This window comes from Enterococcus canis NBRC 100695, assembly GCF_001544375.1.
Classification (GTDB): Bacteria; Bacillota; Bacilli; order Lactobacillales; family Enterococcaceae; genus Enterococcus_H; species Enterococcus_H canis.
The window spans coordinates 1-21,371 of record NZ_BCQJ01000002.1 but is presented as its reverse complement, the minus strand read 5'-3'; the positions used below and the strand labels follow the sequence as shown (position 1 = coordinate 21,371).

The window sequence follows — 21,371 nt, the reverse complement described above, 5'->3', positions numbered from 1 at the left end:
TTTTGAATAAGTGCTTTTCAATGGTCTAGAAGGTTGTTATAATGGGAAGTGCTGAATCGAAAGGTAGGAGAACAAATGAATATAAATGACATGAAAAAACGGCAGGAGATGATTCGTAATTTTTCAATCATCGCCCATATCGACCACGGGAAATCTACCCTTGCCGATCGAATTTTAGAACAAACCCATACCGTGACCAGTCGGGAAATGCAAGATCAGTTGCTAGACTCGATGGATTTAGAACGGGAACGGGGCATCACCATCAAATTGAATGCTGTTGAGCTGAACTACACAGCGAAAAACGGAGAAACGTATATTTTCCACTTAATTGATACGCCAGGACACGTCGATTTTACTTATGAGGTATCTCGTAGTTTAGCTGCCTGTGAAGGGGCTGTTCTAGTAGTCGATGCGGCTCAGGGAATCGAAGCGCAAACGCTAGCCAACGTTTATTTAGCCCTTGATAATGACCTGGAAATTTTACCAGTCATCAATAAAATTGATTTGCCAGCTGCTGATCCAGAGCGCGTTCGCAAAGAAATCGAAGACGTGATTGGTATCGACGCCAGCGAAGCAGTCTTAGCCAGCGCCAAAGCGGGAATTGGTATCGAAGATATTTTGGAGCAAATCGTTGAGTACGTGCCAGCACCAGCGGGTGATTTAGATGCACCTTTAAAAGCCCTAATTTTTGACTCAATCTATGACAGCTATCGCGGTGTTGTGCTAAACGTCCGGGTGATGGATGGAGTTGTAAAACCTGGTGATAAAATCCAATTGATGAGCAACGGCAAAACCTTTGAAGTAACCGAAGTAGGGGTCTTCTCACCAAAAGCCATCGCGCGTGACTTCTTGATGGTCGGGGATGTTGGATATATCACAGCCAGCATCAAGACTGTCCAGGATACCCGGGTCGGGGACACTGTGACTTTAGCCAGCAATCCAGCTACTGAGGCCTTACCAGGCTATCGTAAAATGAATCCAATGGTTTATTGTGGGTTATATCCAATTGATACGTCCCGCTATAATGATTTGCGGGAAGCACTAGAAAAATTACAATTAAATGATGCAGCTTTACAGTTTGAACCGGAAACTTCACAAGCCTTAGGATTTGGTTTCCGCTGTGGTTTCTTAGGCTTACTGCACATGGACGTGGTCCAAGAACGTTTGGAACGAGAATTCAACCTTGAATTAATCACCACAGCACCATCCGTTATCTATCATGTAAATAAAACCGATGGCTCTGTTGTTGTTGTCGATAATCCAGCTGATTTTCCAGAACCTGTTTCGATCCAAAGTGTTGAAGAACCTTACGTAAAAGCCCAAATCATGGTGCCTAATGACTATGTGGGTGCAGTGATGGATCTTTCACAACGGAAACGTGGCGAGTTCATTACGATGGATTATTTGGATGATTACCGGGTCAATGTGGTATACGAAATTCCGCTATCTGAAATCGTCTTTGACTTTTTTGATAAGTTAAAATCCAGCACCAAAGGCTATGCTTCGTTAGATTATGAAATGGCTGGCTACCGCACAAGCAAGCTGGTCAAGATGGATATCTTGCTGAACGCTGAAAAAGTCGATGCCTTGAGCTTTATCGTTCACCGTGATTTTGCTTATGAACGCGGGAAAGCCATCGTAGAAAAATTACGAAAATTGATTCCGCGTCAACAATTCGAAGTGCCGATTCAAGCGGCTATCGGTCAGAAAATCGTGGCCCGTTCTGATATCAAGGCTTTGCGTAAAAACGTTTTGGCTAAGTGTTACGGCGGGGATGTTTCCCGAAAACGGAAATTGCTTGAAAAGCAAAAAGAAGGGAAAAAACGCATGAAACAAATTGGTTCAGTGGAAGTCCCTCAAGAAGCCTTCATGGCTGTTCTGAAAATGGATGAGGATGAACCGAAGAAATAGCAAGGAACTTTTGAAAACAATTGAAATAGAGCAACTGCTTTCATAACTTTGTCCGCCCTATGTCCGCCCTAGAAAAAAATAGGGCGGATATTTTTATGAAAACGAAGCTATTGCATAGAAGATTTCTTTATTCGTTGGGCGAAAATATCGACAGCTTCAGTTCGCATTTTTTTCGTCACGTGAACATATTCATGGCCGTTCCAAAATGGATGAGCTTGAACCGAAAAAATAACTTTTTTTCTAGTGCAAAACCCTATTAAATCAAATTTTTCCATTCATTTACACAAAATATTTTATGCTAGCGAATTTATCCTATTAGCAGTCTTTGAATTAAGCGTTGAAATTAATGTCCATGCTCGCGTTAAAATTGATTATGTGCTCCCTACTGAGCTAATACATTCAGTTGACTGAAAGGATAGAGCGATTTTCAGTATATTTAGGTGGGGACAATTCTGGTTTTCAATGTCGGCTGGCTTGGTGTTACTAATAGAAGCCATCGAATAAATCGCCATTTTAGAGACATATTAACTAGCAACGGAAACTAATTAATTGAATATAATAAAAAACTTCTTTCATGTTGAACGGTCCTTTAGACGTTTTTACAATGAAAGGAGTTTTTAATTTGCAAGTTGGAATATAAACGTAGAAAGTCAGAATTATACTTTAAAAGCTACAAAGATGCTTTTCCTCCAAAAATAGTTAAGTCAGGAAAATTAGCCGATTTAGACGGTGCTAATATTGGGCCAGCCTCTATAATCAATTCTTTCACGATATCAAGCTTTAAAGAGTCCGCATGCGCCTCTTTATTTTCCCATACCTCATAGACATACACAGCATCAGGTTCATCTTCATTCATCCCTACGATATAACAAAAGCAGGAGTCAACGGTTTTTAATTGTTCAGACGCTTTCAGGAGTATTTTTAATAGCTTTTCCCCATTTCCCAAAGTTGCTTGTAATTTCCCAAATTTGCAAAATTTTTTCATCCTAAACCCCTCCAAATTTAATTCGTATGTTCGATTTCAAAACGAGTATTATCTATATTTACTATATTAATACTATTTCAACTTAAGATTTAGTAATAAGTCTTATGGGATGCGGATAGACTCAAAGCTTTTTTAAAACTGTATGGGGGCCTTTAATCATAGGAGTGCCAAAATCACCATGTAGGATTGAATATAAGACGGATTTCAAAAAGAGAATTTGAGAAATAGAAAAAAGATTCGTTCTTTACTATGGATTTAGAATAGCATTTACTATAAAAGCTTCTTAGAAAAAATTGATTTGAAAATATTTGTAAGAAATGTTTATTGAAGGAAGTTCAATAATCAATATGAGATGAAGACAAACCGAAGAAACGGGGGGATACAGGTAGCACAACGTTCTCTGTGCAAGTAGTTTTGTCGTGATTCAGTCATGCTAGAGAACGATATATTTGTTATAGCAGAAAAGAGGGTTGATGAATCATTTTTCGATTCATCAGCATAAGTAGTATTACACAAATAGGCTAGGCATCTTGACCTTGTAAGGAGAGAGTTAGAGGCCTATTTTTTGTATTCATTTTTCACTTAGCTCGTTATTGTCTAATTCTGTTAAGCAAGAAAAGGAAAGTTGGTGTCACAAAACGGTTAGCTTGAAAATTTCTTTAACAGCAGCTTTTTAAATAACGACTGTCCGAATAGCTGCCTGAATACCTTCACGAAAAGTTGATCAATTTCTGCATAGTAGTATGCGCCTTGTGAACTTGAACAAGCAGGAGACATACGTGAAACTAGGATAGTAATAAACGCTTACAAATAAGGAATGATTAAGCGATTTTGAAAATCTCAAATTGGCCTGAAAAGGGCCTAGTTGAAGAGAATAAAAAAGGTTGAAACCAAGTAACTTGGTTTAAATAAAATAATAAGGGAGAACAAAGATGAAAAAATCGGAAGCTATTCAAGAAAAGCTACAAGGAATTGCATCAAAAGTACAAGAAAACAAGTATATCTCAGCTATTACAAACGGGTTAATCGCTGCATTACCTGTTAGTATCGTAGGAGCGATAGGGGGGATTTTGAACGCACTACCAATCCAGGGCTACCAAGACTTTTTAGTAGCAACAAGATTGAAAGAGGTTACACCAATTTTAACAATGGTTACCACGAACTTATTAGCCTTATATGTTGTTTTTTTAATTGCAATGAAATTTGCGGAAGCACATAAAACAGATGGCGTGCCAGCGGGCCTACTAGCTTTGATGAGTTTTTTGATTATTACGCCTTTAGGAAATGTTGCTGAGTCAATTTCAGCCTTCATTTCTAGCAATAATATTACCTTAGCAGAGGGAGTTGTACCAACTGGATCTGACTTTTTACCGTTAGAGTGGCTAGGGGCCGCTGGTTTATTCAGTGCTTTTATCGTCGCCCTTTCTACCGCCAAAATTTATGTTACTTTCAAGCAAAAAGGTTGGACTATCAAAATGCCTGATGGTGTTCCGCCAACCGTATCGAAATCCTTCTCTAGCCTGGTTCCAGGTATTGTAATTGGCTTTTGTGCGTTGGCGCTGCGCTTCGTAATGCTCCTAACACCGTTTGGCTCGATTCATGCAGCTATTTTCAAAATCATTGCTGCGCCATTGGCGAATCTAGGTGGCAGTATTGTTGCAATGTTTATTGCAATTTTGGTGGCACATATTCTTTGGATTTGTGGTGTTCATGGGACGATGGTTATTTACAGTGTTTTTGCAGGTATCTGGTACCCATTGCAAATGGCGAACTTAGCCGCATTTAATGCAAATGAACCAATTCCTAATTTGGTATCAATGAGTTTGTTCGCAATGGTGCTATTTATGGGAGCCGGTGGAACTGTAGGCTTGGTTGTATTAATGATACGAGGTAAGGCTGACCAGCATCGCGTGTTAGGAAAATTAGCGATTATCCCCAATTTGTTTGGGATTAACGAACCGGTTCTTTTCGGTTTACCAATCATTATGAATTTTACCTTGGCTATTCCATTCATTATCATGCCGCTTTTGACCTTGTTGATTGCATATATTGGACTAGTTACAGGAATTCTGCCTTATTTAACGGGGGTGTCGACACCACTGGGAACACCAATTATTATTAGTGGGTTGTTAGGCGGCGGTTGGAAATGGGCTGTTTTCCAATTGTTAATGATGATTCTTAGCTATTTCGTCTATCTGCTATTTTTCAAGATTGCAGATAAAATGGCCTATGAGAAAGAATTAAGCGCTAAATAGCCAAGGCTATTCGAATACATGACATCCGCCCACCAAATGTTAGTGTTGTGACCTAACCTTTGGTGGGCGGAATTTTATATGAAAAAGCTAAAGGGGGTTATCAAGGCCTTCTTGTTGTTTTTTCTCTGATAGAATTAAATCTAACTGTTGATATAAAGCGAGCCAGTCTTGATTTGTAAGATATTCTGAAAAACAAATACAATGTTTGGCATTTTCTGGGGCGAGGGACAAGGTCGTAAGTAACAGGGCGTCGTCGGGAATCTCTGAAGCCGTATTTTGCATGAGAATTTGACAGCGGATATTATAGCGACAGTATTTTTCAATATCTTGTTTGATAAAAAGCGCATGCTCAATGTCTGTATCCACGCGAATATAGATATGGATACAATCTTTGATTTTTGACAACTGATCGTATAGTTCAGCCCAATGGGTGATTAAGATATAGGTTAACTCATTCAACCAGCCCTCTGATAACGGTTCATCAGATAATTGTGCTAAGTGAGAGGCGAGGTAGGTTTCAATATAAGGGAATTTCTCCGCCAAATGACGAATAAATATCTTTCGTCGGTCATACAGAGCGAAGTTTCGTGCGCTTTTCATTTGTAAAATATTGACAAAGTCTAAAACTAGCCTCTGCTCTCGCGTGGTTTCAAGTGCTATATTCAGCTCAGCGGCAATGGTGTGGATGCACCGCGTTACCCTATCAAATAGCTTTTCAAGAGGCGGATCTTCTACTAGTATTTGGACCAATTGTGAATAGGAATAAAAATAATAATTATTGTTCAGCTGGTAAAACATGTCGTTTAAAACAGCAGCTGTTAGGGGAATGCCGAATTCTTCTTGAAACAAGTTGCCGGTTTTCTGGAATTCCTTGGTTGGCAAAATTGAAAATTTTTGTTCCTTTAAGGCGACTGAATGGCCGTGAAGCAATCGGTTCACATTCAAATATATCCAGCGAATATACTTGCTAGTTTGATTGAAATAAAGAGTCATTCCTCTTGCATGGAACACCTGCGTGATCAACTGCTCTAAAATTAACCGTTCTTTCTCTGCAATAAACTCTAACGCTACATATTTTTCCGCAAAAATAAAATTTATAAGTTGCCGGACTTGCTCTTCATTTCCTACAAGAGAAAGCGGTGCTGTACAGAGTTCAATTCCGTCTCTGGCCAAGTCCTTTTTCATGCGACTTAGCGTTCTTTTAATGGTTGAAAAGCTCACAAAATTTTGGAAAGCCAGTGATTCAAGTGTTTGATTTTCTTTGAGAAAAATCTGCTCTAGAAGGTTAAATTCTAAACTGTGTTCATAAATGATACGGTAAACATATCTAAATGATAGTCGCTCAGGGATGTAGAGCTTGACGCCGCGGTTGTTGGATATAATCGTGATGGGAGACGAAAATTGATTGAACTCCTGTATATAGGAAGAAATCGTCCGAACTGGTATCTCAAGTTCCTCACTTAAAGTAGAAATCAAGGCTTCAGTTTTTTGCTCATACAATTTCTCTAAAAGAATGAGCATTTTGCGATCATGGGATGATAATAGTCTATTCATTCTACCTCTCCTTGTTTTAGCATTGCTGAGCAATCAAAATAGCCTATCTAAGTATACACGAATAGTGTTTTGTGTGAATCATCATCTAACAGTTTTTTTACATCTGCTGGCAATTGTCGGAATCAAAAAAACAAGGACAAGGACAAACCGAAGAAATAAAGCTAGCTGTATGCTACAAAATACCTCTAGGAAATCAGAATAATCTGACTGCCTAGAGGCCTTTTTATGTGAGAGCGTAAAGAAATTTGATCTTATCAAAAACATGTTTTTACTTAGGTAAACATGTTTAGAAAGTAGCGAAAACGCTTAATTAATTTGAATAATTCTTTATACTAAGACATGAAGAAACAGCGGCCGCATCGTTCTTCTATTAGAAGAGTGTTTTTAATGAAGCGCTCATCAATAGTTCAAATTGATTTAAAATACTGCCATAGAAAAGATTGGGCGCAAATTCACGGAAGTTTTGAGATTTATACGTTTGTGTGCTGATCGTTAATGTTGCAAGTTTGGCAATTTTGGACTCGGTTGAGCCTACAAAGGCAATCACGTCATGACCGTGTTCTTGAGCCATTGTTGTAAGCTCTGCCAGTCTTACCGTATCGCCAGAATTGGAAATAACCATAATCAGAATATCTTCTCCCGCCGACTGTCTCAAAAATTCCAAATGACTATTGGCTGTGGCACGAAAGCCGTATAAGTTTAGATACTCTGAAAAATAATTGGCAAGATTTTGAGAAAATCCAGAGCCTAAAACCATAATAGGGTGTCGACGATGTTTGGAAATAAGCTGAATGAAGGCAGTTTGCTCTTCTTGATTATAACTGGCTGGGGAGGCGTCAACGGTAAAATCTTTCTGGAATGCAAAGACTAATTCGCTATAACCAGAAAAACCGATTTTTTTTGCCATATTCACAATCGTCGCAGTCGAGACAAACAAATCACTAGCTACTTTGCGAACCCCTAATTTTTTTAAATTGTCTTGATTCAAAGCCATATAGCGTAAGATCTGTGACTCAGAATCATTAAGCTGGTATTTATCTATTAAAAATTCAACATCCAAAATATTCACCTCAAATAAACTATGTTAGGAGCATTATATCATGTCAGAAAAAGAATTTATCCAAGATCCATGGGCAAAAATGAAGACACGTAACAATTTAGCAGGGGATGAAGTAATCTCCGCTTTGCAAAAATCGATTCGCCGTGGCAATGAGCAAGCTGCCTGTGAGTTTGCTTATGAGATGTATATTACCTCGCCCCAGTTTGAAGAAAAGCTGTGGCGCCGCTTGCTTGCAATCTCAGTGGAAGACATTGGTATGGGAAATCCGCTGGCGGCTATCATGATCAATAACTTAAATATGATGCGTCAACAGTTTCAATACAATGAATCAGACCGGGCGATGTATTTTATCCATGCAATTCGTTATCTCTGCCAATCTGAAAAGGACCGGTCCTCAGATCTTCTGAAAAATATCGTCATCAAGAGCTTTGCTATGGGCTATGTTCCGGAAATTCCAGACATTGCTTTGGACAAGCACACCGTTCGAGGTCAAGCGATGGGACGTGGCTCAGAACACTTTTTACATGAAGCAAGTAAAGTTGTCCCACAAGCAGCTGTTGAAAATAATTATAAGGACATTTACGCAGAAATTATTAAAAAGTACGATCCTAATGAAACAGTTGACAGTGCCTTTACTTTTAATCCATGGCAAGTATAGGAGGGAAGGACATGGAGAATCCGACAATTATCACAAAACTTAATGATATTTTGAGTCCGTTGGCAGCCAAAATAGGCAATCAGCGACATTTAAAAGCCATCTCAAGCGGGATGATGTTTGGTTTACCTTTTATTGTCATTGGTTCATTCTTTCTGATTTTTGCTAATCCACCCATCAATATGGAACAGTATAATCCACAAACTGCTAATTTTTTCATGCAATTTATGGCAGGTTGGAAAGATTTTGCAACGACTAATTATGATTTGATTACGGCACCATACAGTTTAACGATGGGTGTAGTAGGGTTGATTAGTGTCTTTGGCATTGCCTATGCCCTTGCTAGTGAGTACAAAATGAATCCCTCAATGAACGGTATGGTAGCAACTGTGGTCTACTTAATGATCTGTACACCCGTTGTGGAGGGGAAAATTTCGTTAGACTATTTAGGAACCAACGGCTTGTTTGTAGCAATTCTAGTGGGTCTGTTAGTTGTTGAAATTTCAAGAGTTTTTGAAGTAAAAGAAATTAAGTTAAAACTACCTGATAGTGTGCCACCAATGGTCGCTACTTTCATCAATACATTGTTTCCTTTACTGACTAATATTATTATCTTTTACGGAATTAATGTGGTTTTCTTAGTAACAACCAATAAAATCTTCCCTGAAGCGGTTATGCAAGTGCTAACACCAGCTACTAATATTGCTGGAAGTCTCGGCGGTTTTCTATTAATCGTTACTTTAGGAAATATCTTATGGCTTTTCGGGATTAATGGCTCGTCCATCATTTTTCCAATCGTCTTTACTCTCGGCATGGCTCAAACAGGCTTAAACGCTGAACAAGTCGCAAGTGGCGAAGCAATGACTCATTTGATGAATTTGCAAATGTTTCGTATTTCGGTTTTAGGGGGTGCCGGTGGAACATTAGGATTAGTGATCTTAATGATGTGTAGTAAGGTTCGCGAATACCGAACACTGGGTAAATTGTCCTTGATTCCTGGCATTTGCTCTATTAATGAACCGGTCATTTTCGGTATGCCAATCGTATTTAATCCTATACTAGCGATTCCGTTTATTATTACACCAATCGTTTCTCTCTTATTGACCTACTTTGCTCAAAAAATTGGCTTGATTGGCTTAGGGTTTATCGTTGATCCATCCTTCACACCGCTCTTTGCACAAGCCTACCTATCTAGTATGGATTGGCGTAATGTCCTCTTCTGCATTTTCTTGATTGGATTAAGTGTGGTTATCTACTATCCGTTCTTCAAGGTAATGGAGAAGAACAAAACGCAATTAGTTGATGAGGTCTAAAATTACGACTACTTTTTTGGGAAATTTTGTCCCGCAAATTCTTTCTATTAAAAGATGACCTTCACAAGATATTTTTGTAATCCTTACCATTGCTGCAAGAAAAGGCTTTGTGAAAAATAGCAATGAATTACAATAAAATACAGTCCGTTTTTTAAAAAGAGATTCAGTCAAAATGCTTGCAATTGCTGGAGAAGGGCGTATAATGACGCAGTGTCGTATGACATTGCGTCATTTGTTTTGGACCGCGAAATTTTTAAAGTAAGGAGGAGACATCATGCCGAAGGAAACCTTTTTTCACTTGTCGCAAGAGAAGCAAAAGCGGATTATGAAAGCCGCGAAAAAAGAATTTTCCAGAGTGCCATTAGGAGAAGCTTCCATCGCTCAAATCATCAAGGATGCGGAGATTCCACGAGGTAGTTTTTACCAATATTTTGAAGATAAAGAAGATTTGTATTTCTACTATTTTCAAAGTATGCGTCGGGATAGCCAGCAAGAATTGAATGAGGCGCTCAAGCAAGCTTCAGGAAACTTATTTGACGGCTTTGAATTGTATTTTACAAAGATGGTCAGGGAAGTTTTGCAAGGGACGGACGCCGCGTTTTATCGGAATCTTTTTATGAATATGGACTACCGTTCGTTTCATAAGGTCGCGCCTCATATGGGGAAACAACATCATGCTCATATGCATAAAGACCCAGCCCATCATGAGAGCATGCGCGAATTCTATGACATGGTCGATCTGTCAGCTTTAAAAGTGGCGAATCAGGAGGAACTAAAGATACTAGTCAAAATGTTGATGCATATCGTGTTCTCGACTGTTGCTGAAGGGTATCGTCAGTTGATGGGAGAAGAAGATTTTGATGTAGAAGAAGTCTTGCAGGATTTTTCTTTGAAACTGAATTGGCTCAAGAGTGGTGCTGCCAAGCCCCCAAAAGAAAATATGTAAAAAATAAGCGATAAGGAAGGTTGCAGCCGTGAAATTATTCAAATACCTAGGAAAATATTGGTATGCCATCTTAGCGGCGTTAGTATTGTTAGTAGTACAAGCGCACAGCGATTTGACATTGCCAAGTATTACGTCAGATATCGTTGACGTAGGGATCCAACAAGGCGGGCTAGAAACAGCTACGCCAGATACGATCCGTAAATCGACTCTATCGGCGATCGAGCTGTTCATGACCGATGAGGAAAAGGACACGATCAAAGAAAATTACAAAGAGGCCACCCAAACAGTGGATGGTAAAAAAGTCGATGTCTATGAATTACACTTAAAAAATGGCATGACAAAAGAAAAGCTCGGCAACATTTTCAGCTTGCCAATGATGATGCTAGCTTCTTCGCAAGCGAAAGACTCTAAGGATGCTAGTGCAGCTAAAGAGATCTTGGACACCTATCAAAAGATGGGCACAGATGGCGACAAAGCTAAAAAATTGGGTGAAGAAGCCCAACAATTAGGAGAACAAGCCAAAGAAGCTGGTGCTGAGGCCCAAGCTGCCGCAGCTACTGGTGATATGGCGACTGCTCAAAGCAAAGGTGCGGAAGCCACACAACTAGGGGAAGAAGCCCAAGCTAAGGGTGCTGAAGCGCAACAAATTGGCGACGATATTAAGAAAACCAATGATGAAATGCCGGCTAAATTGGAAGAAGCGCGTAAAGAAACCAAAGCTGAATTAGGCGATATGGGCGAAGATTCCATGAAGACTGTGGGCATTCAATTGACACTAGGCGAATACAAAGCCTTGAAGAAAGATACGAAGAAGATTCAAACCGATTATATGTTCAAAAAAGGATCAGAAATGCTGACGCTGACTTTGATCTCAGCAGTAGCAGCTATCCTAGTTGGTTTGATTGCTTCATTAGTTTCCTCTTCAGTTGGTAAGAATTTACGTGTGGGTCAATTTGACCAAATTCTGAAATTCTCGAATACCGAGATGGAAAAATTCTCACCTGCCTCTTTGATTACTCGTAGTACCAACGACATTCAACAAATCCAAATGGGTCTGGTTATGACGATTCGGATGGTCTTGTATGCACCGATCTTAGGTATCGGGGGCGTCTACGAGGTATATAAAACAGGTACCGGCATGGGTTGGATTATCGGAGTCGCTGTGGGACTAGTCTTGATTTTAGTTTTAACCTTATTAGGTTTCACGATGCCGAAGTTCAAGAGTTTGCAAAAATTAGTCGACCGGGTCAACTTAGTTTCTCGGGAAATCATCACAGGTCTTCCTGTTATCCGTGCATTCTCTCGTGAAAAATACGAAGAAAAACGGTTTGACGTGGCCAACACTGATTTAATGAAAACCCAAATGTTTGTTAACCGGGCAATGTCGATTATGATGCCCGTTATGATGTTATTGATGAACGGTATTTCGGTCTTGATCGTATGGGTTGGTGGTCATAATATGGACGCCGGTCAATTACAAGTTGGGGATATGATGGCCTTCATTACGTACACCATGCAAATCGTCATGGCCTTCATGATGCTGTCCATGGTTTCCATCATCTTGCCACGTGCCAATGTATCTGCAGGCCGTGTGGATGAAGTATTAGAAACAACACCAACCATCATTGATCCAGAAAAACCAGAAGACGACCATGACTTCAAGGGTGAAGTGAAATTTGAAGGCGTAACTTTCCACTATCCAGATGCTGGTGAAGATGTGTTGCACCATATCAATTTTACGGCTAAACCAGGTCAAACAACGGCGCTGATTGGTTCAACTGGTTCTGGTAAATCAACCGTTGTTAACTTGATTCCTCGTTTGTTTGACGTAAGTACTGGCCGCATCACCATTGATGGTGTCGATATTCGTCAAATGAGCTTGCATAAGCTGCATGATTTAATTGGGTTTGTACCGCAAAAAGGCGTATTGTTCTCTGGTGATATTGAATCTAATATCAAGTTTGGGAATGTTGACGGTATTTCGGATGAACAAATGAAGAAAGCTGCCATGATTGCCCAAGCGGAAGAATTCATTGATTCCAACGAACAAGGTTATGAACGTGCCATTTCACAAGGTGGGACCAACGTTTCCGGCGGACAAAAACAACGGTTATCCATCGCCCGAGCTTTGGCAAAAGATCCGAAGATTCTGATTTTCGATGATTCACTATCTGCTTTGGATAATAAAACTGATGTGGCGTTACGTCGGGCTTTGGCAGAAAATGTCAAGGGTATCACTCAAATCATCGTAGCGCAAAAAATCTCGACAATCCTTCATGCGGACAACATCATCGTCTTGAACGAAGGTCGTATCGTGGCCCAAGGAACACATGAAGAACTGATGGCAACATCTGCCGTTTATCAAGAAATTGCTTCTTCACAATTAAGTAATGCCGAACTTGGCATAGAAGAAGATTAGGAGGCGAAAAGAACATGGCAGACAACAAACAACCACAAGCACGTCCTCGTGGCGGGCATGGCCCAATGGGAGGCGGCATGGGTGCCGGTGAAAAAGCCAAAGACTTTAAAGGCACTATCAAAAAACTTGTTTCCTACATGGCAAATTATAAGATCGCCGTTCTATTCGTAATGATTTTTGCGGCAGCGTCCACTGTCTTCAATATCTGGGGACCAAAAATCTTATCAAAAGCGATTACTGAGCTATTTAACGGCTTGATTAAAAAGTATCAAGGAACTGGCGGCATTGACTTCGATAAAATCGGTCAGATTTTATTGTTCATGCTAGGACTTTATCTCGTAGCCTCACTGTTCGGCGTAATCCAAGGTTGGATTATGTCTACGGTGACACAAAAAGTAACGTACCGCATGCGGAAAGAGATTTCTGAAAAAATCAACCGGATGCCAATGAACTATTTTGAAAGCCGCACAACGGGTGAAGTTTTGTCGCGTATCACAAATGATGTGGATACTTTAGGACAATCATTGAACCAATCAGTGACTCAATTGATTACTTCGGTCTTTACGATTATCGGGGTTATCATTATGATGCTTTCCATCTCGGTTCAAATGACGGGAATCTCCGTTCTAATCGTACCGATTTCCTTTATTCTGATCATGATTGTTGTGAAGTTCTCACAAAAATACTTTGCAACGCAACAAAAATATTTAGGTAAAATCAATGGTCAAGTAGAAGAAACTGTTGGTGGTTACAACATCGTGCATCTCTTCAATGACGAAGAAAATGCCTTAAAAGAATTTAAAAAGCAAAATGATGTTTTGTTCAAATCAGCTTGGAAATCACAATTTCTATCAGGTTTGATGCAACCTATCATGAACTTTGTTGGTAACTTAGGTTACGTAGCAGTAGCGATCATTGGTGGGATCTTGGCTTATAACGGTACAATTACCGTTGGGGACATCCAAGCCTTCATTCAATATGTTCGGAACTTGACGCAACCAATCGCCCAATTAGCACAAGTATCCAACATGCTACAATCCATGGCAGCAGCAGCTGAACGGGTCTTTGAATTCCTTGGTGAAGAAGAAGAAGCACAAACAGTTGAAAACCCTGTGAAGATTGGCAAAGTCAAAGGTGAAGTGGACTTTGAACATGTACACTTTGGTTATACACCAGACAAAATCGTTATTAACGACTTCAGTACCCATGTGGATCCAGGTCAAATGGTGGCCATTGTTGGACCAACTGGTGCTGGTAAGACCACCATGGTTAAATTATTGATGCGTTTCTATGATGTTAACTCTGGCGCAATCAAAATCGACGGTTACAATATTAAAGACTTTAACCGTGCGGATTTGCGACAAAACATCGGGATGGTATTGCAAGATACTTGGTTGTTCAAAGGAACTATTATGGACAACTTACGCTATGGTCGTTTAGATGCGACTGACGAAGAAGTCTATGCCGCAGCGAAAGCCGCTCACGTGCATCACTTTATTGAAACCTTGCCTGGTGGCTATAATATGGAACTGAATGAAGAATCTTCCAATATTTCTCAAGGTCAAAAACAATTGCTGACGATTGCACGGGCAATCTTGGCGGATAAACCGATCTTGATTTTGGATGAAGCAACTTCATCTGTCGATACACGGACAGAAGTTCAAATCCAAAATGCCATGAACAACTTGATGCAAGGACGTACTTCGTTCGTTATCGCTCACCGTCTTTCTACTATTAAAGATGCAGATAAGATCCTTTATATGCAAGATGGCGATATCAAAGAACAAGGGACTCACGAAGAATTGTTGGCTAAAGGCGGCTACTATGCAGCATTGTATAACTCACAATTCGACGAGTTGGTCGGCTAATAGAACAAGGTTAATAGCGAAAAAGCGAGATCTGTTAAAGGTCTCGCTTTTTTTGTAGGGGTTTAAAGCAGACAACTCCTTGGTGAAACCATTAAAATAGTAGAGAGGAGGGGTCAATATGAAATTTTTGAAAAAATATGGCGCTGTTTTTTTGATCTTAGGCGCTTTGAGTGATTTTTTAACACCTTATGGACTAGGCTTGTTTTATCCTGGTATGAATCAAGGGACGATGGTCATTAGCATCTTTGGCGACGTTAACAGTCCTGTGCGGGAGGCATTTAAAATCTGGTCAGTGGTTTCAGGCATCCTTTTCGTTTTGGCTGTTCCCGCTCTATATGCCTTCTTCCGCAAAATAGCCCCGCGGTTTGGTTGGCTACCGGCCTTATGTATTGCGTTGTATGGTATTTGTGACTGTATGTTTACAGGATTATTTAGTATTGACCAAGAAGCTGCCAGCTGGACGTTTTCAACATGGGTTCATAATATTGGCTCAGGTGTCGGTTATGCGGGTTTTCTGCTGTTTCCAGCGGTAGTAGCACTTGTCTATCAATTAGTGGGGAAAACGCGTGAGGGACGCGTCTATTGGCTCTTCTTAGCAGCTAGTATCTTGACGGCTATTCTTTACGGTCTCGCCCGCATACCAGCCTTGGCACACACAACGGTTTTCAGTCAGCTAGGATTGTGGCAACGAGTGAGCTTCTTCTTTAATTACTTGCCTATCCTCTATGCTGGCGTGCATATCTACCAAGCACGTGAGCGACTTTAATGGTTTTGCCTTACGGGACTTACGAATCTGTTAGTGGGTTTCTCCTTCTTCCCGCCTTATACTAAGGTCAAGGAGGAGTAGCGATGGACAACCTGCATTTATTGATTTTTCCCATATTATCTATTGTTTGTTTCTGGATAAGCCATGTGAACCATGCTGCCAATGAAAAAGAGGGCATCAAAGAAATTCAGTTTCTTTCATGGGGCTTTCTGGTAATCTCTGTTTTCTGCTTTTTTGAGTTAGCCTACTATTATATTGCTGCCTCACCGCTTTTATAAACGGATAGAGAAAATAGCCTAAAAAACCACGATTCAATAACTATTGAAAGACTGTCAAGAAAATTTCATTGACAAAGGTTTTTCTGCCTTGTATAATTGCTTTTGTTGCTTAGAGGTGATGAAAATGAAGTGGTCATTATTAGAATTAAATAAACGCCGCGATGAAACGATCGACCTAGACGTACAGTTAGATCTTAAAAAAGAGCTACAAAAACGTGATCCGCAAATTTTGGATCTGTCGAACATCACGGTCAGTGGGATTCTGAGTGTAGAAAAAAATGACTATCTGCTCCATTATCTCGCTGAGTATACAATTACATTACCATCCAGTCGCTCGTTGGAGCCTGTTCAAGTTCCTATGAAACTTCAAGTTGATGAAGTTTTTATGACGGAAGAACAATTTGCTCGTCGCGATGAAATGGTCGCCGCTGAAGAGATTATTCTCTTGGAAAAAGGTCTACTGGATCTCGACGAATCTGTTGCAGATAATATTCTGTTGGCAATTCCTTTACAGGTATTGACGGAAGCAGAACGTGACAGTGAATCATTACCAAAAGGAAATGATTGGGAAGTCGTGACAGAGGAAGAACACTTAGCCCGGCAAGCGGCAGCTGAAACAATGGATCCTCGTCTTGCAAAATTATCTGAGCTCTTCAATGAAGAAAACGATAATGCGTAGGATTGGAATATATTGCGTTTAATACGCAATTTTTAACAAGGAGGTGTAACACCAATGGCAGTACCAGCTAGAAGGACTTCTAAAGCGAAAAAAGCAAAACGCCGTACTCACTACAAATTGAGCATCAATGGTTTGAACGAATGTCCAAACTGTGGCGAAATGAAAAAAAGCCACCACGTATGTGCAAACTGTGGTTACTATGATGGTAAAGACGTAATGGCTAAAGAAGCATAATTACATTTTAAATAGAGAAAATGTAGTGATAACCCATAGGCTAACCATGGAGCCTATGGGTTTCTTTTTTTATTCGAATAAAGGTAAATTTAACGGAAAACAGGTAGTTCCTATGGTTTGCGCAATCTGTGAACACTATTTGGTTTTCATTCTTACGGGCTTACGTTATAATGAGAGAGATTAGAAATGAGAAATTTCACGAATGATTTCTCAGTAAATGGGAGGATATAAGATGACAAAACAACAATTTGGCGTTGTCGGCATGGCAGTCATGGGGAAAAACCTCGCACTGAATATTGAAAGCCGCGGCTATTCCGTGGCGTTATTCAACCGTACGGGCTCTAAAACGAAAGAAGTAGTGGAAGAACACCCAGATAAAAAATTCCAAGCAACTTATACGATCGAAGAATTTGTTGATGCAATCGAAAAACCACGTCGGATCATGTTGATGGTGAAAGCTGGACCAGCAACTGATGCTACTATTCAAGAGCTATTACCACACCTAGACAAAGGCGATATCTTGATTGATGGTGGAAATACCTTCTTTAGAGATACTATGCGCCGCAGTGAAGAATTAGCCAACTCTGGTATCAACTTTATCGGTACTGGTGTTTCCGGCGGTGAAAAAGGCGCTTTAGAAGGTCCTTCTATGATGCCGGGTGGTCAAAAAGAAGCTTACGATTTAGTTGCGCCGATTTTTGAACAAATCGCTGCGAAAGCGGAAGATGGCGAACCATGTGTAACCTATATCGGACCAAATGGTGCTGGCCACTATGTAAAAATGGTGCATAACGGGATCGAATATGGCGATATGCAGTTGATTGCGGAGTCTTATGACTTGATGCAAAACATCTTAGGTCTGCCTGTTCCTGAAATGGCGGATGTCTTTAAGGAATGGAACGAAGGCGAATTAGACAGCTACTTAATCGAAATCACAGCGGATATCTTAACTCGTAAAGATGATTTAGATTCTGGTAAGCCAATCGTGGATGTGATTTTAGATGCTGCTGGTAATAAAGGTACTGGGAAATGGACAAGCCAAAGCGCGCTTGACCTAGGTGTTCCGCTACCATTGATTACTGAATCTGTCTTTGCACGTTTTATTTCTGCCTACAAAGACGAACGTGTAGCAGCAAGTAAAGTCTTGCCTAAACCGGCAGCCTTCAATTACGATGGCGATAAAAAGGAATTAGAAGAAAAGATTCGCCAAGCCCTATACTTCAGTAAAATCATGAGCTACGCACAAGGTTTTGCTCAATTGAAATCTGCATCGGCTGAATTTGATTGGAACCTACCATTTGGCGATATCGCTAAGATTTGGCGTGCTGGTTGTATCATTCGTGCGCGTTTCTTGCAAAAAATCACGGACGCTTACGAAAAAGATGCTAACATTGATAATTTAGTCTTAGATGAATACTTTATGGATATTGCGGCGAAATATCAACAATCTGTTCGTGATATCGTTGGGTTAGCTGTTCAGGCGGGTGTACCAGTGCCAACCTTCTCTTCAGCTATTGCTTACTATGATTCTTACCGCGCTGAACGTTTACCAGCAAATCTGATCCAAGCACAACGGGATTACTTCGGTGCCCATACGTATGAACGGACAGATCGCGAAGGTATCTTCCATTACAGTTGGTATCATGAAGAATAACAAAGAGGTCTCTTCGGGGACCTTTTTTTAGAAATGAGACAAATTTTAATAATTTGTAGCTTTTTAACGGGTTTATTTGTATAATAGAGGAGTTTCCAGAACGCTTTTACGAGAGAAAGGACAAAATAAATGAGTAATATTCTAATTATTGAAGATGAAAAGAACTTAGCTCGCTTTGTTGAATTAGAATTGAAGCACGAAGGTTATACAACTGAAGTGCATTATAATGGCCGTACTGGCTTAGAAGCAGCATTAAATAACGAGTGGGATGCAATTTTGCTAGATTTGATGTTGCCTGAATTGAACGGTTTGGAAGTTTGCCGTCGCGTTCGTCAATCTAAGAATACCCCAATTATCATGATGACTGCGCGGGATTCTGTTATTGACCGCGTTTCTGGCTTGGACCATGGTGCCGATGACTATATCGTGAAACCATTTGCTATCGAAGAACTATTGGCGCGTTTGCGTGCTTTATTACGCCGAATCGACATCGAAGGCGACAAAAACGTAGCAAAACAAACAACTATTACTTATCGCGACTTAACGATTGAAAAAGAGAACCGTGTTGTTCGTCGTGGTAGCGAAGTGATCGAATTAACGAAACGTGAATATGAATTGCTGTTGACTTTGATGGAAAACGTCAATGTTGTCTTAGCGCGTGACGTATTACTTAACAAAGTTTGGGGTTACGAGACAGAAGTGGAAACTAATGTCGTGGATGTATACATCCGTTACCTCCGCAATAAAATCGACGTTCCAGGGGAAGAAAGCTATATCCAAACTGTCCGCGGAACTGGTTATGTGATGCGCTCGTGAAATCGATCCAACAAAAGAAAACAGAGCGTAGAGAACTTAAGGGGCCTTCTTTAACTGTAAAGTGGGCCTTTGCAAGTTCTTTCTTTATATTTGTCGTTTTTACCATCTTTGCAGTTATTACCTATAAATCCTCCGTCAACTTGATTGTGGCCAAGGAGCGAGAAAATTTAGAAACCACGATTTCTGAAGTAACCAGCCGCCTGACCAAAGCAGAAGGTGAGCTGACACTCCTCAATACGATCCACAATCTAACGGAGTCCACGGGTAACAGCGAAACTAATTCTAATGAAAGCTCATTAGAAGCTAGTATGCTCCAGATGGATAATTTTGTGTCAGAATTAGGACAACCAGCCTTGAGTCTCTTTGTGTATAACGCAGAAGGACAGCTTGTTTTTGAAACACGCAAGCAAGGTGCTGATTTGCTAGAACGAAAGAACCAAGCACCAGCTATCATTACCCTGAACAATAAAGCCGGTTTTTTAGCCATTCAAGAGGTATATTCTCGGGAGAATCGCAATTTGATTGGTTATGTCCAAGCCTTTTATGAGTTATCTTCTTTTTATGATATCCGTAGTAAGCTATTATTGACTCTAATTGTCTTGGAAATTGTGTCACTGATCCTAAGTAGCGTGTTAGGCTTCTTCCTATCCGCCTATTTCCTAAAACCATTGAAAATTCTACGGGATACGATGGACACTATCCGTAAAGATCCGCAATCAACGATCCATATGCCAGAAATCAATACCAATGATGAATTGGCTGATTTGGCGGAAATCTTCAACGAAATGCTGGACCGTATGCGCCGCTATATTGAGCAGCAGGAGCAATTTGTAGAGGATGTTTCTCATGAGTTGCGAACGCCAGTTGCCATAATTGAAGGGCATTTAAACCTGTTAACTAGATGGGGGAAAGACGATCCGGAAGTTTTAGATGAATCGTTGTCTGCTAGTCTGCAGGAAATCAATCGAATGAAGAGTCTCGTACAAGAAATGCTCGACCTTTCCCGGGCGGAACAAGTAGATGTGCAATACTCTAACAAAACAAGTAAAGCGAAAGAAGTTGTGTATCAAGTTTATAACAACTTTAAATTGCTCTATCCTGATTTTGTGATCACTTTAGATGATGACATTTCTGAAGAAGTAGAATTGAGCATTTATCGTAATCATTTTGAACAATTGATTATCATCATCTTGGATAATGCTGTTAAGTATTCTACTAATAGAAAAGAAGTGCACATTTCAATCTCGACTTCTCTAAAGGAATTTGAGATAGCCATCCAGGATTTCGGTGAGGGAATCCCACCAGAGGATCTTGATCGAATTTTCCATCGTTTTTACCGTGTTGATAAAGCCCGAGCCCGTACGAAGGGTGGGAACGGTCTAGGATTATCTATTGCGAAACAACTAGTAGAGAATTATAAGGGGCGAATTCAAGCGGAAAGTGTCGTTGGTCAAGGGACTATTTTCCGAATCTTTATCCCGATTGCACCTAAAATGATTGAAGCAGAAGAGTAGTCGCTTTTGAGCGGCTACTTTTTTTGTTAACATTCCGAATACTATATGGTGAAATAGTCAGGATAAGAAGTTTAAAATGAACGAAATCCGGCTTAAAACCGCGACAATGTTCGGCATTATTTCTTGTGAATTTTTATATGGTTTTTTGGTTGATTTTTCCTAGAAGTATTGCTATATTATTATTTGTTCTTACGAAAGAACAGCTGAAAAAAACTTTGAAAAAAAGTATTGACGGCTGTGACTACTCGTGATATTATAACAAAGTCGCTGAACGAGACAAACGCTCAACTGCTTGATAACATTGAAAAAATCAATAAAAAAGTTGTTGACAAATAACAATCAATCTGGTAACCTTAAGAGGTCGCTAATTGAGAAATATCGAAAAGCGCAAAAAAACATTCTTAAATAAAATTTAAAAGAGTTGTTGACAGACACTTGCTTAAATGATAAGATTTAAGAGTTGT

17 protein-coding genes are annotated in these 21,371 nt (G+C 40.0%); 14 read left to right on the top strand and 3 right to left on the bottom strand.

Annotated features, from left to right (window positions below; all coding sequences use genetic code 11):
• Positions 1–75: 75 nt before the first annotated feature.
• Positions 76–1,911: a translation elongation factor 4 gene (gene lepA, locus ECA01S_RS03480; RefSeq protein WP_067391187.1), complete on the top strand. Its 1,836-nt coding sequence runs from the start codon at positions 76–78 to the stop codon at positions 1,909–1,911.
• A 670-nt stretch (positions 1,912–2,581) separates the two neighbouring features.
• Here lepA and ECA01S_RS03475 read toward each other — a convergent pair.
• The gene (locus ECA01S_RS03475; RefSeq protein WP_067391184.1) at positions 2,582–2,896 is read right to left on the bottom strand and encodes a putative quinol monooxygenase; all 315 of its coding nucleotides are present in this window, start codon (positions 2,894–2,896) and stop codon (positions 2,582–2,584) included.
• A gap of 932 nt (positions 2,897–3,828) precedes the next feature.
• Here ECA01S_RS03475 and ECA01S_RS03470 point away from each other — a divergent pair.
• A complete protein-coding gene (locus ECA01S_RS03470; protein WP_067391181.1) occupies positions 3,829–5,151 on the top strand; it encodes a PTS sugar transporter subunit IIC in 1,323 nt (440 codons plus the stop codon).
• Between the two features lie 87 nt (positions 5,152–5,238).
• On the opposite strand, the gene ECA01S_RS03465 is transcribed toward ECA01S_RS03470, so the two are convergent.
• Positions 5,239–6,705, bottom strand: a complete 1,467-nt coding sequence (locus ECA01S_RS03465) for an AcpB/EbpR/MafR family transcriptional regulator (RefSeq protein ID WP_067391178.1) — start codon at positions 6,703–6,705, stop codon at positions 5,239–5,241.
• Positions 6,706–7,075: 370 nt separating this feature from the next.
• Positions 7,076–7,765 carry a MurR/RpiR family transcriptional regulator gene (locus tag ECA01S_RS03460; protein WP_067391175.1) on the bottom strand — a complete coding sequence of 230 codons (690 nt, stop codon included), beginning with the start codon at positions 7,763–7,765 and terminating at the stop codon, positions 7,076–7,078.
• Positions 7,766–7,805: 40 nt separating this feature from the next.
• On the opposite strand from ECA01S_RS03460, the gene ECA01S_RS03455 reads away from it, so the two are divergent.
• From ECA01S_RS03455 to ECA01S_RS03400, 12 genes are all read left to right on the top strand, one after another.
• Positions 7,806–8,423, top strand: a complete 618-nt coding sequence (locus ECA01S_RS03455) for an AAA family ATPase (protein ID WP_067391172.1) — start codon at positions 7,806–7,808, stop codon at positions 8,421–8,423.
• A gap of 11 nt (positions 8,424–8,434) precedes the next feature.
• A complete protein-coding gene (locus ECA01S_RS03450; RefSeq protein WP_067391169.1) occupies positions 8,435–9,733 on the top strand; it encodes a PTS sugar transporter subunit IIC in 1,299 nt (432 codons plus the stop codon).
• A 274-nt stretch (positions 9,734–10,007) separates the two neighbouring features.
• A complete protein-coding gene (locus ECA01S_RS03445) occupies positions 10,008–10,679 on the top strand; it encodes a TetR/AcrR family transcriptional regulator (protein WP_067391166.1) in 672 nt (223 codons plus the stop codon).
• Positions 10,680–10,707: 28 nt separating this feature from the next.
• Entirely contained in the window at positions 10,708–13,098 is a 2,391-nt protein-coding gene (locus ECA01S_RS03440) for an ABC transporter ATP-binding protein (protein WP_067391163.1), read from the top strand.
• A gap of 14 nt (positions 13,099–13,112) precedes the next feature.
• Entirely contained in the window at positions 13,113–14,966 is a 1,854-nt protein-coding gene (locus ECA01S_RS03435; protein ID WP_067391160.1) for an ABC transporter ATP-binding protein, read from the top strand.
• A 118-nt stretch (positions 14,967–15,084) separates the two neighbouring features.
• On the top strand, positions 15,085–15,732 hold the full coding sequence (locus ECA01S_RS03430; RefSeq protein WP_067391157.1) for a DUF998 domain-containing protein: 648 nt from the start codon (positions 15,085–15,087) through the stop codon (positions 15,730–15,732).
• Between the two features lie 83 nt (positions 15,733–15,815).
• Complete coding sequence (locus ECA01S_RS03425; protein ID WP_067391154.1) at positions 15,816–16,010, top strand: hypothetical protein; 195 nt, start codon at positions 15,816–15,818, stop codon at positions 16,008–16,010.
• Positions 16,011–16,134: 124 nt separating this feature from the next.
• The gene (locus tag ECA01S_RS03420) at positions 16,135–16,689 is read left to right on the top strand and encodes a YceD family protein (protein ID WP_067391151.1); all 555 of its coding nucleotides are present in this window, start codon (positions 16,135–16,137) and stop codon (positions 16,687–16,689) included.
• A gap of 54 nt (positions 16,690–16,743) precedes the next feature.
• Positions 16,744–16,923 carry a 50S ribosomal protein L32 gene (gene rpmF, locus ECA01S_RS03415; RefSeq protein WP_067391149.1) on the top strand — a complete coding sequence of 60 codons (180 nt, stop codon included), beginning with the start codon at positions 16,744–16,746 and terminating at the stop codon, positions 16,921–16,923.
• Positions 16,924–17,155: 232 nt separating this feature from the next.
• Positions 17,156–18,577 carry an NADP-dependent phosphogluconate dehydrogenase gene (gene gnd / locus ECA01S_RS03410; protein ID WP_067391146.1) on the top strand — a complete coding sequence of 474 codons (1,422 nt, stop codon included), beginning with the start codon at positions 17,156–17,158 and terminating at the stop codon, positions 18,575–18,577.
• Positions 18,578–18,706: 129 nt separating this feature from the next.
• Complete coding sequence (locus tag ECA01S_RS03405; protein WP_067391143.1) at positions 18,707–19,393, top strand: response regulator transcription factor; 687 nt, start codon at positions 18,707–18,709, stop codon at positions 19,391–19,393.
• Positions 19,390–20,907, top strand: a complete 1,518-nt coding sequence (locus ECA01S_RS03400; RefSeq protein ID WP_082703241.1) for a sensor histidine kinase — start codon at positions 19,390–19,392, stop codon at positions 20,905–20,907. Before ECA01S_RS03405 ends, ECA01S_RS03400 begins: the two co-directional genes overlap by 4 nt.
• Positions 20,908–21,371: the final 464 nt, after the last annotated feature.

Excerpts from the sequence above, each read along its gene's own strand:
- ECA01S_RS03470 (WP_067391181.1), top strand. The coding sequence starts at position 3,829 with ATGAAAAAATCGGAAGCTATTCAAGAAAAGCTACAAGGAATTGCATCA.
- ECA01S_RS03425 (WP_067391154.1), top strand. The coding sequence starts at position 15,816 with ATGGACAACCTGCATTTATTGATTTTTCCCATATTATCTATTGTTTGT.
- ECA01S_RS03475 (WP_067391184.1), bottom strand. The coding sequence starts at position 2,896 with ATGAAAAAATTTTGCAAATTTGGGAAATTACAAGCAACTTTGGGAAAT.
- ECA01S_RS03465 (WP_067391178.1), bottom strand. The coding sequence starts at position 6,705 with ATGAATAGACTATTATCATCCCATGATCGCAAAATGCTCATTCTTTTA.
- ECA01S_RS03420 (WP_067391151.1), top strand. The coding sequence starts at position 16,135 with ATGAAGTGGTCATTATTAGAATTAAATAAACGCCGCGATGAAACGATC.
- ECA01S_RS03445 (WP_067391166.1), top strand. The coding sequence starts at position 10,008 with ATGCCGAAGGAAACCTTTTTTCACTTGTCGCAAGAGAAGCAAAAGCGG.
- ECA01S_RS03430 (WP_067391157.1), top strand. The coding sequence starts at position 15,085 with ATGAAATTTTTGAAAAAATATGGCGCTGTTTTTTTGATCTTAGGCGCT.
- ECA01S_RS03435 (WP_067391160.1), top strand. The coding sequence starts at position 13,113 with ATGGCAGACAACAAACAACCACAAGCACGTCCTCGTGGCGGGCATGGC.
- gnd (WP_067391146.1), top strand. The coding sequence starts at position 17,156 with ATGACAAAACAACAATTTGGCGTTGTCGGCATGGCAGTCATGGGGAAA.
- lepA (WP_067391187.1), top strand. The coding sequence starts at position 76 with ATGAATATAAATGACATGAAAAAACGGCAGGAGATGATTCGTAATTTT.
- ECA01S_RS03455 (WP_067391172.1), top strand. The coding sequence starts at position 7,806 with ATGTCAGAAAAAGAATTTATCCAAGATCCATGGGCAAAAATGAAGACA.
- ECA01S_RS03450 (WP_067391169.1), top strand. The coding sequence starts at position 8,435 with ATGGAGAATCCGACAATTATCACAAAACTTAATGATATTTTGAGTCCG.
- ECA01S_RS03405 (WP_067391143.1), top strand. The coding sequence starts at position 18,707 with ATGAGTAATATTCTAATTATTGAAGATGAAAAGAACTTAGCTCGCTTT.
- rpmF (WP_067391149.1), top strand. The coding sequence starts at position 16,744 with ATGGCAGTACCAGCTAGAAGGACTTCTAAAGCGAAAAAAGCAAAACGC.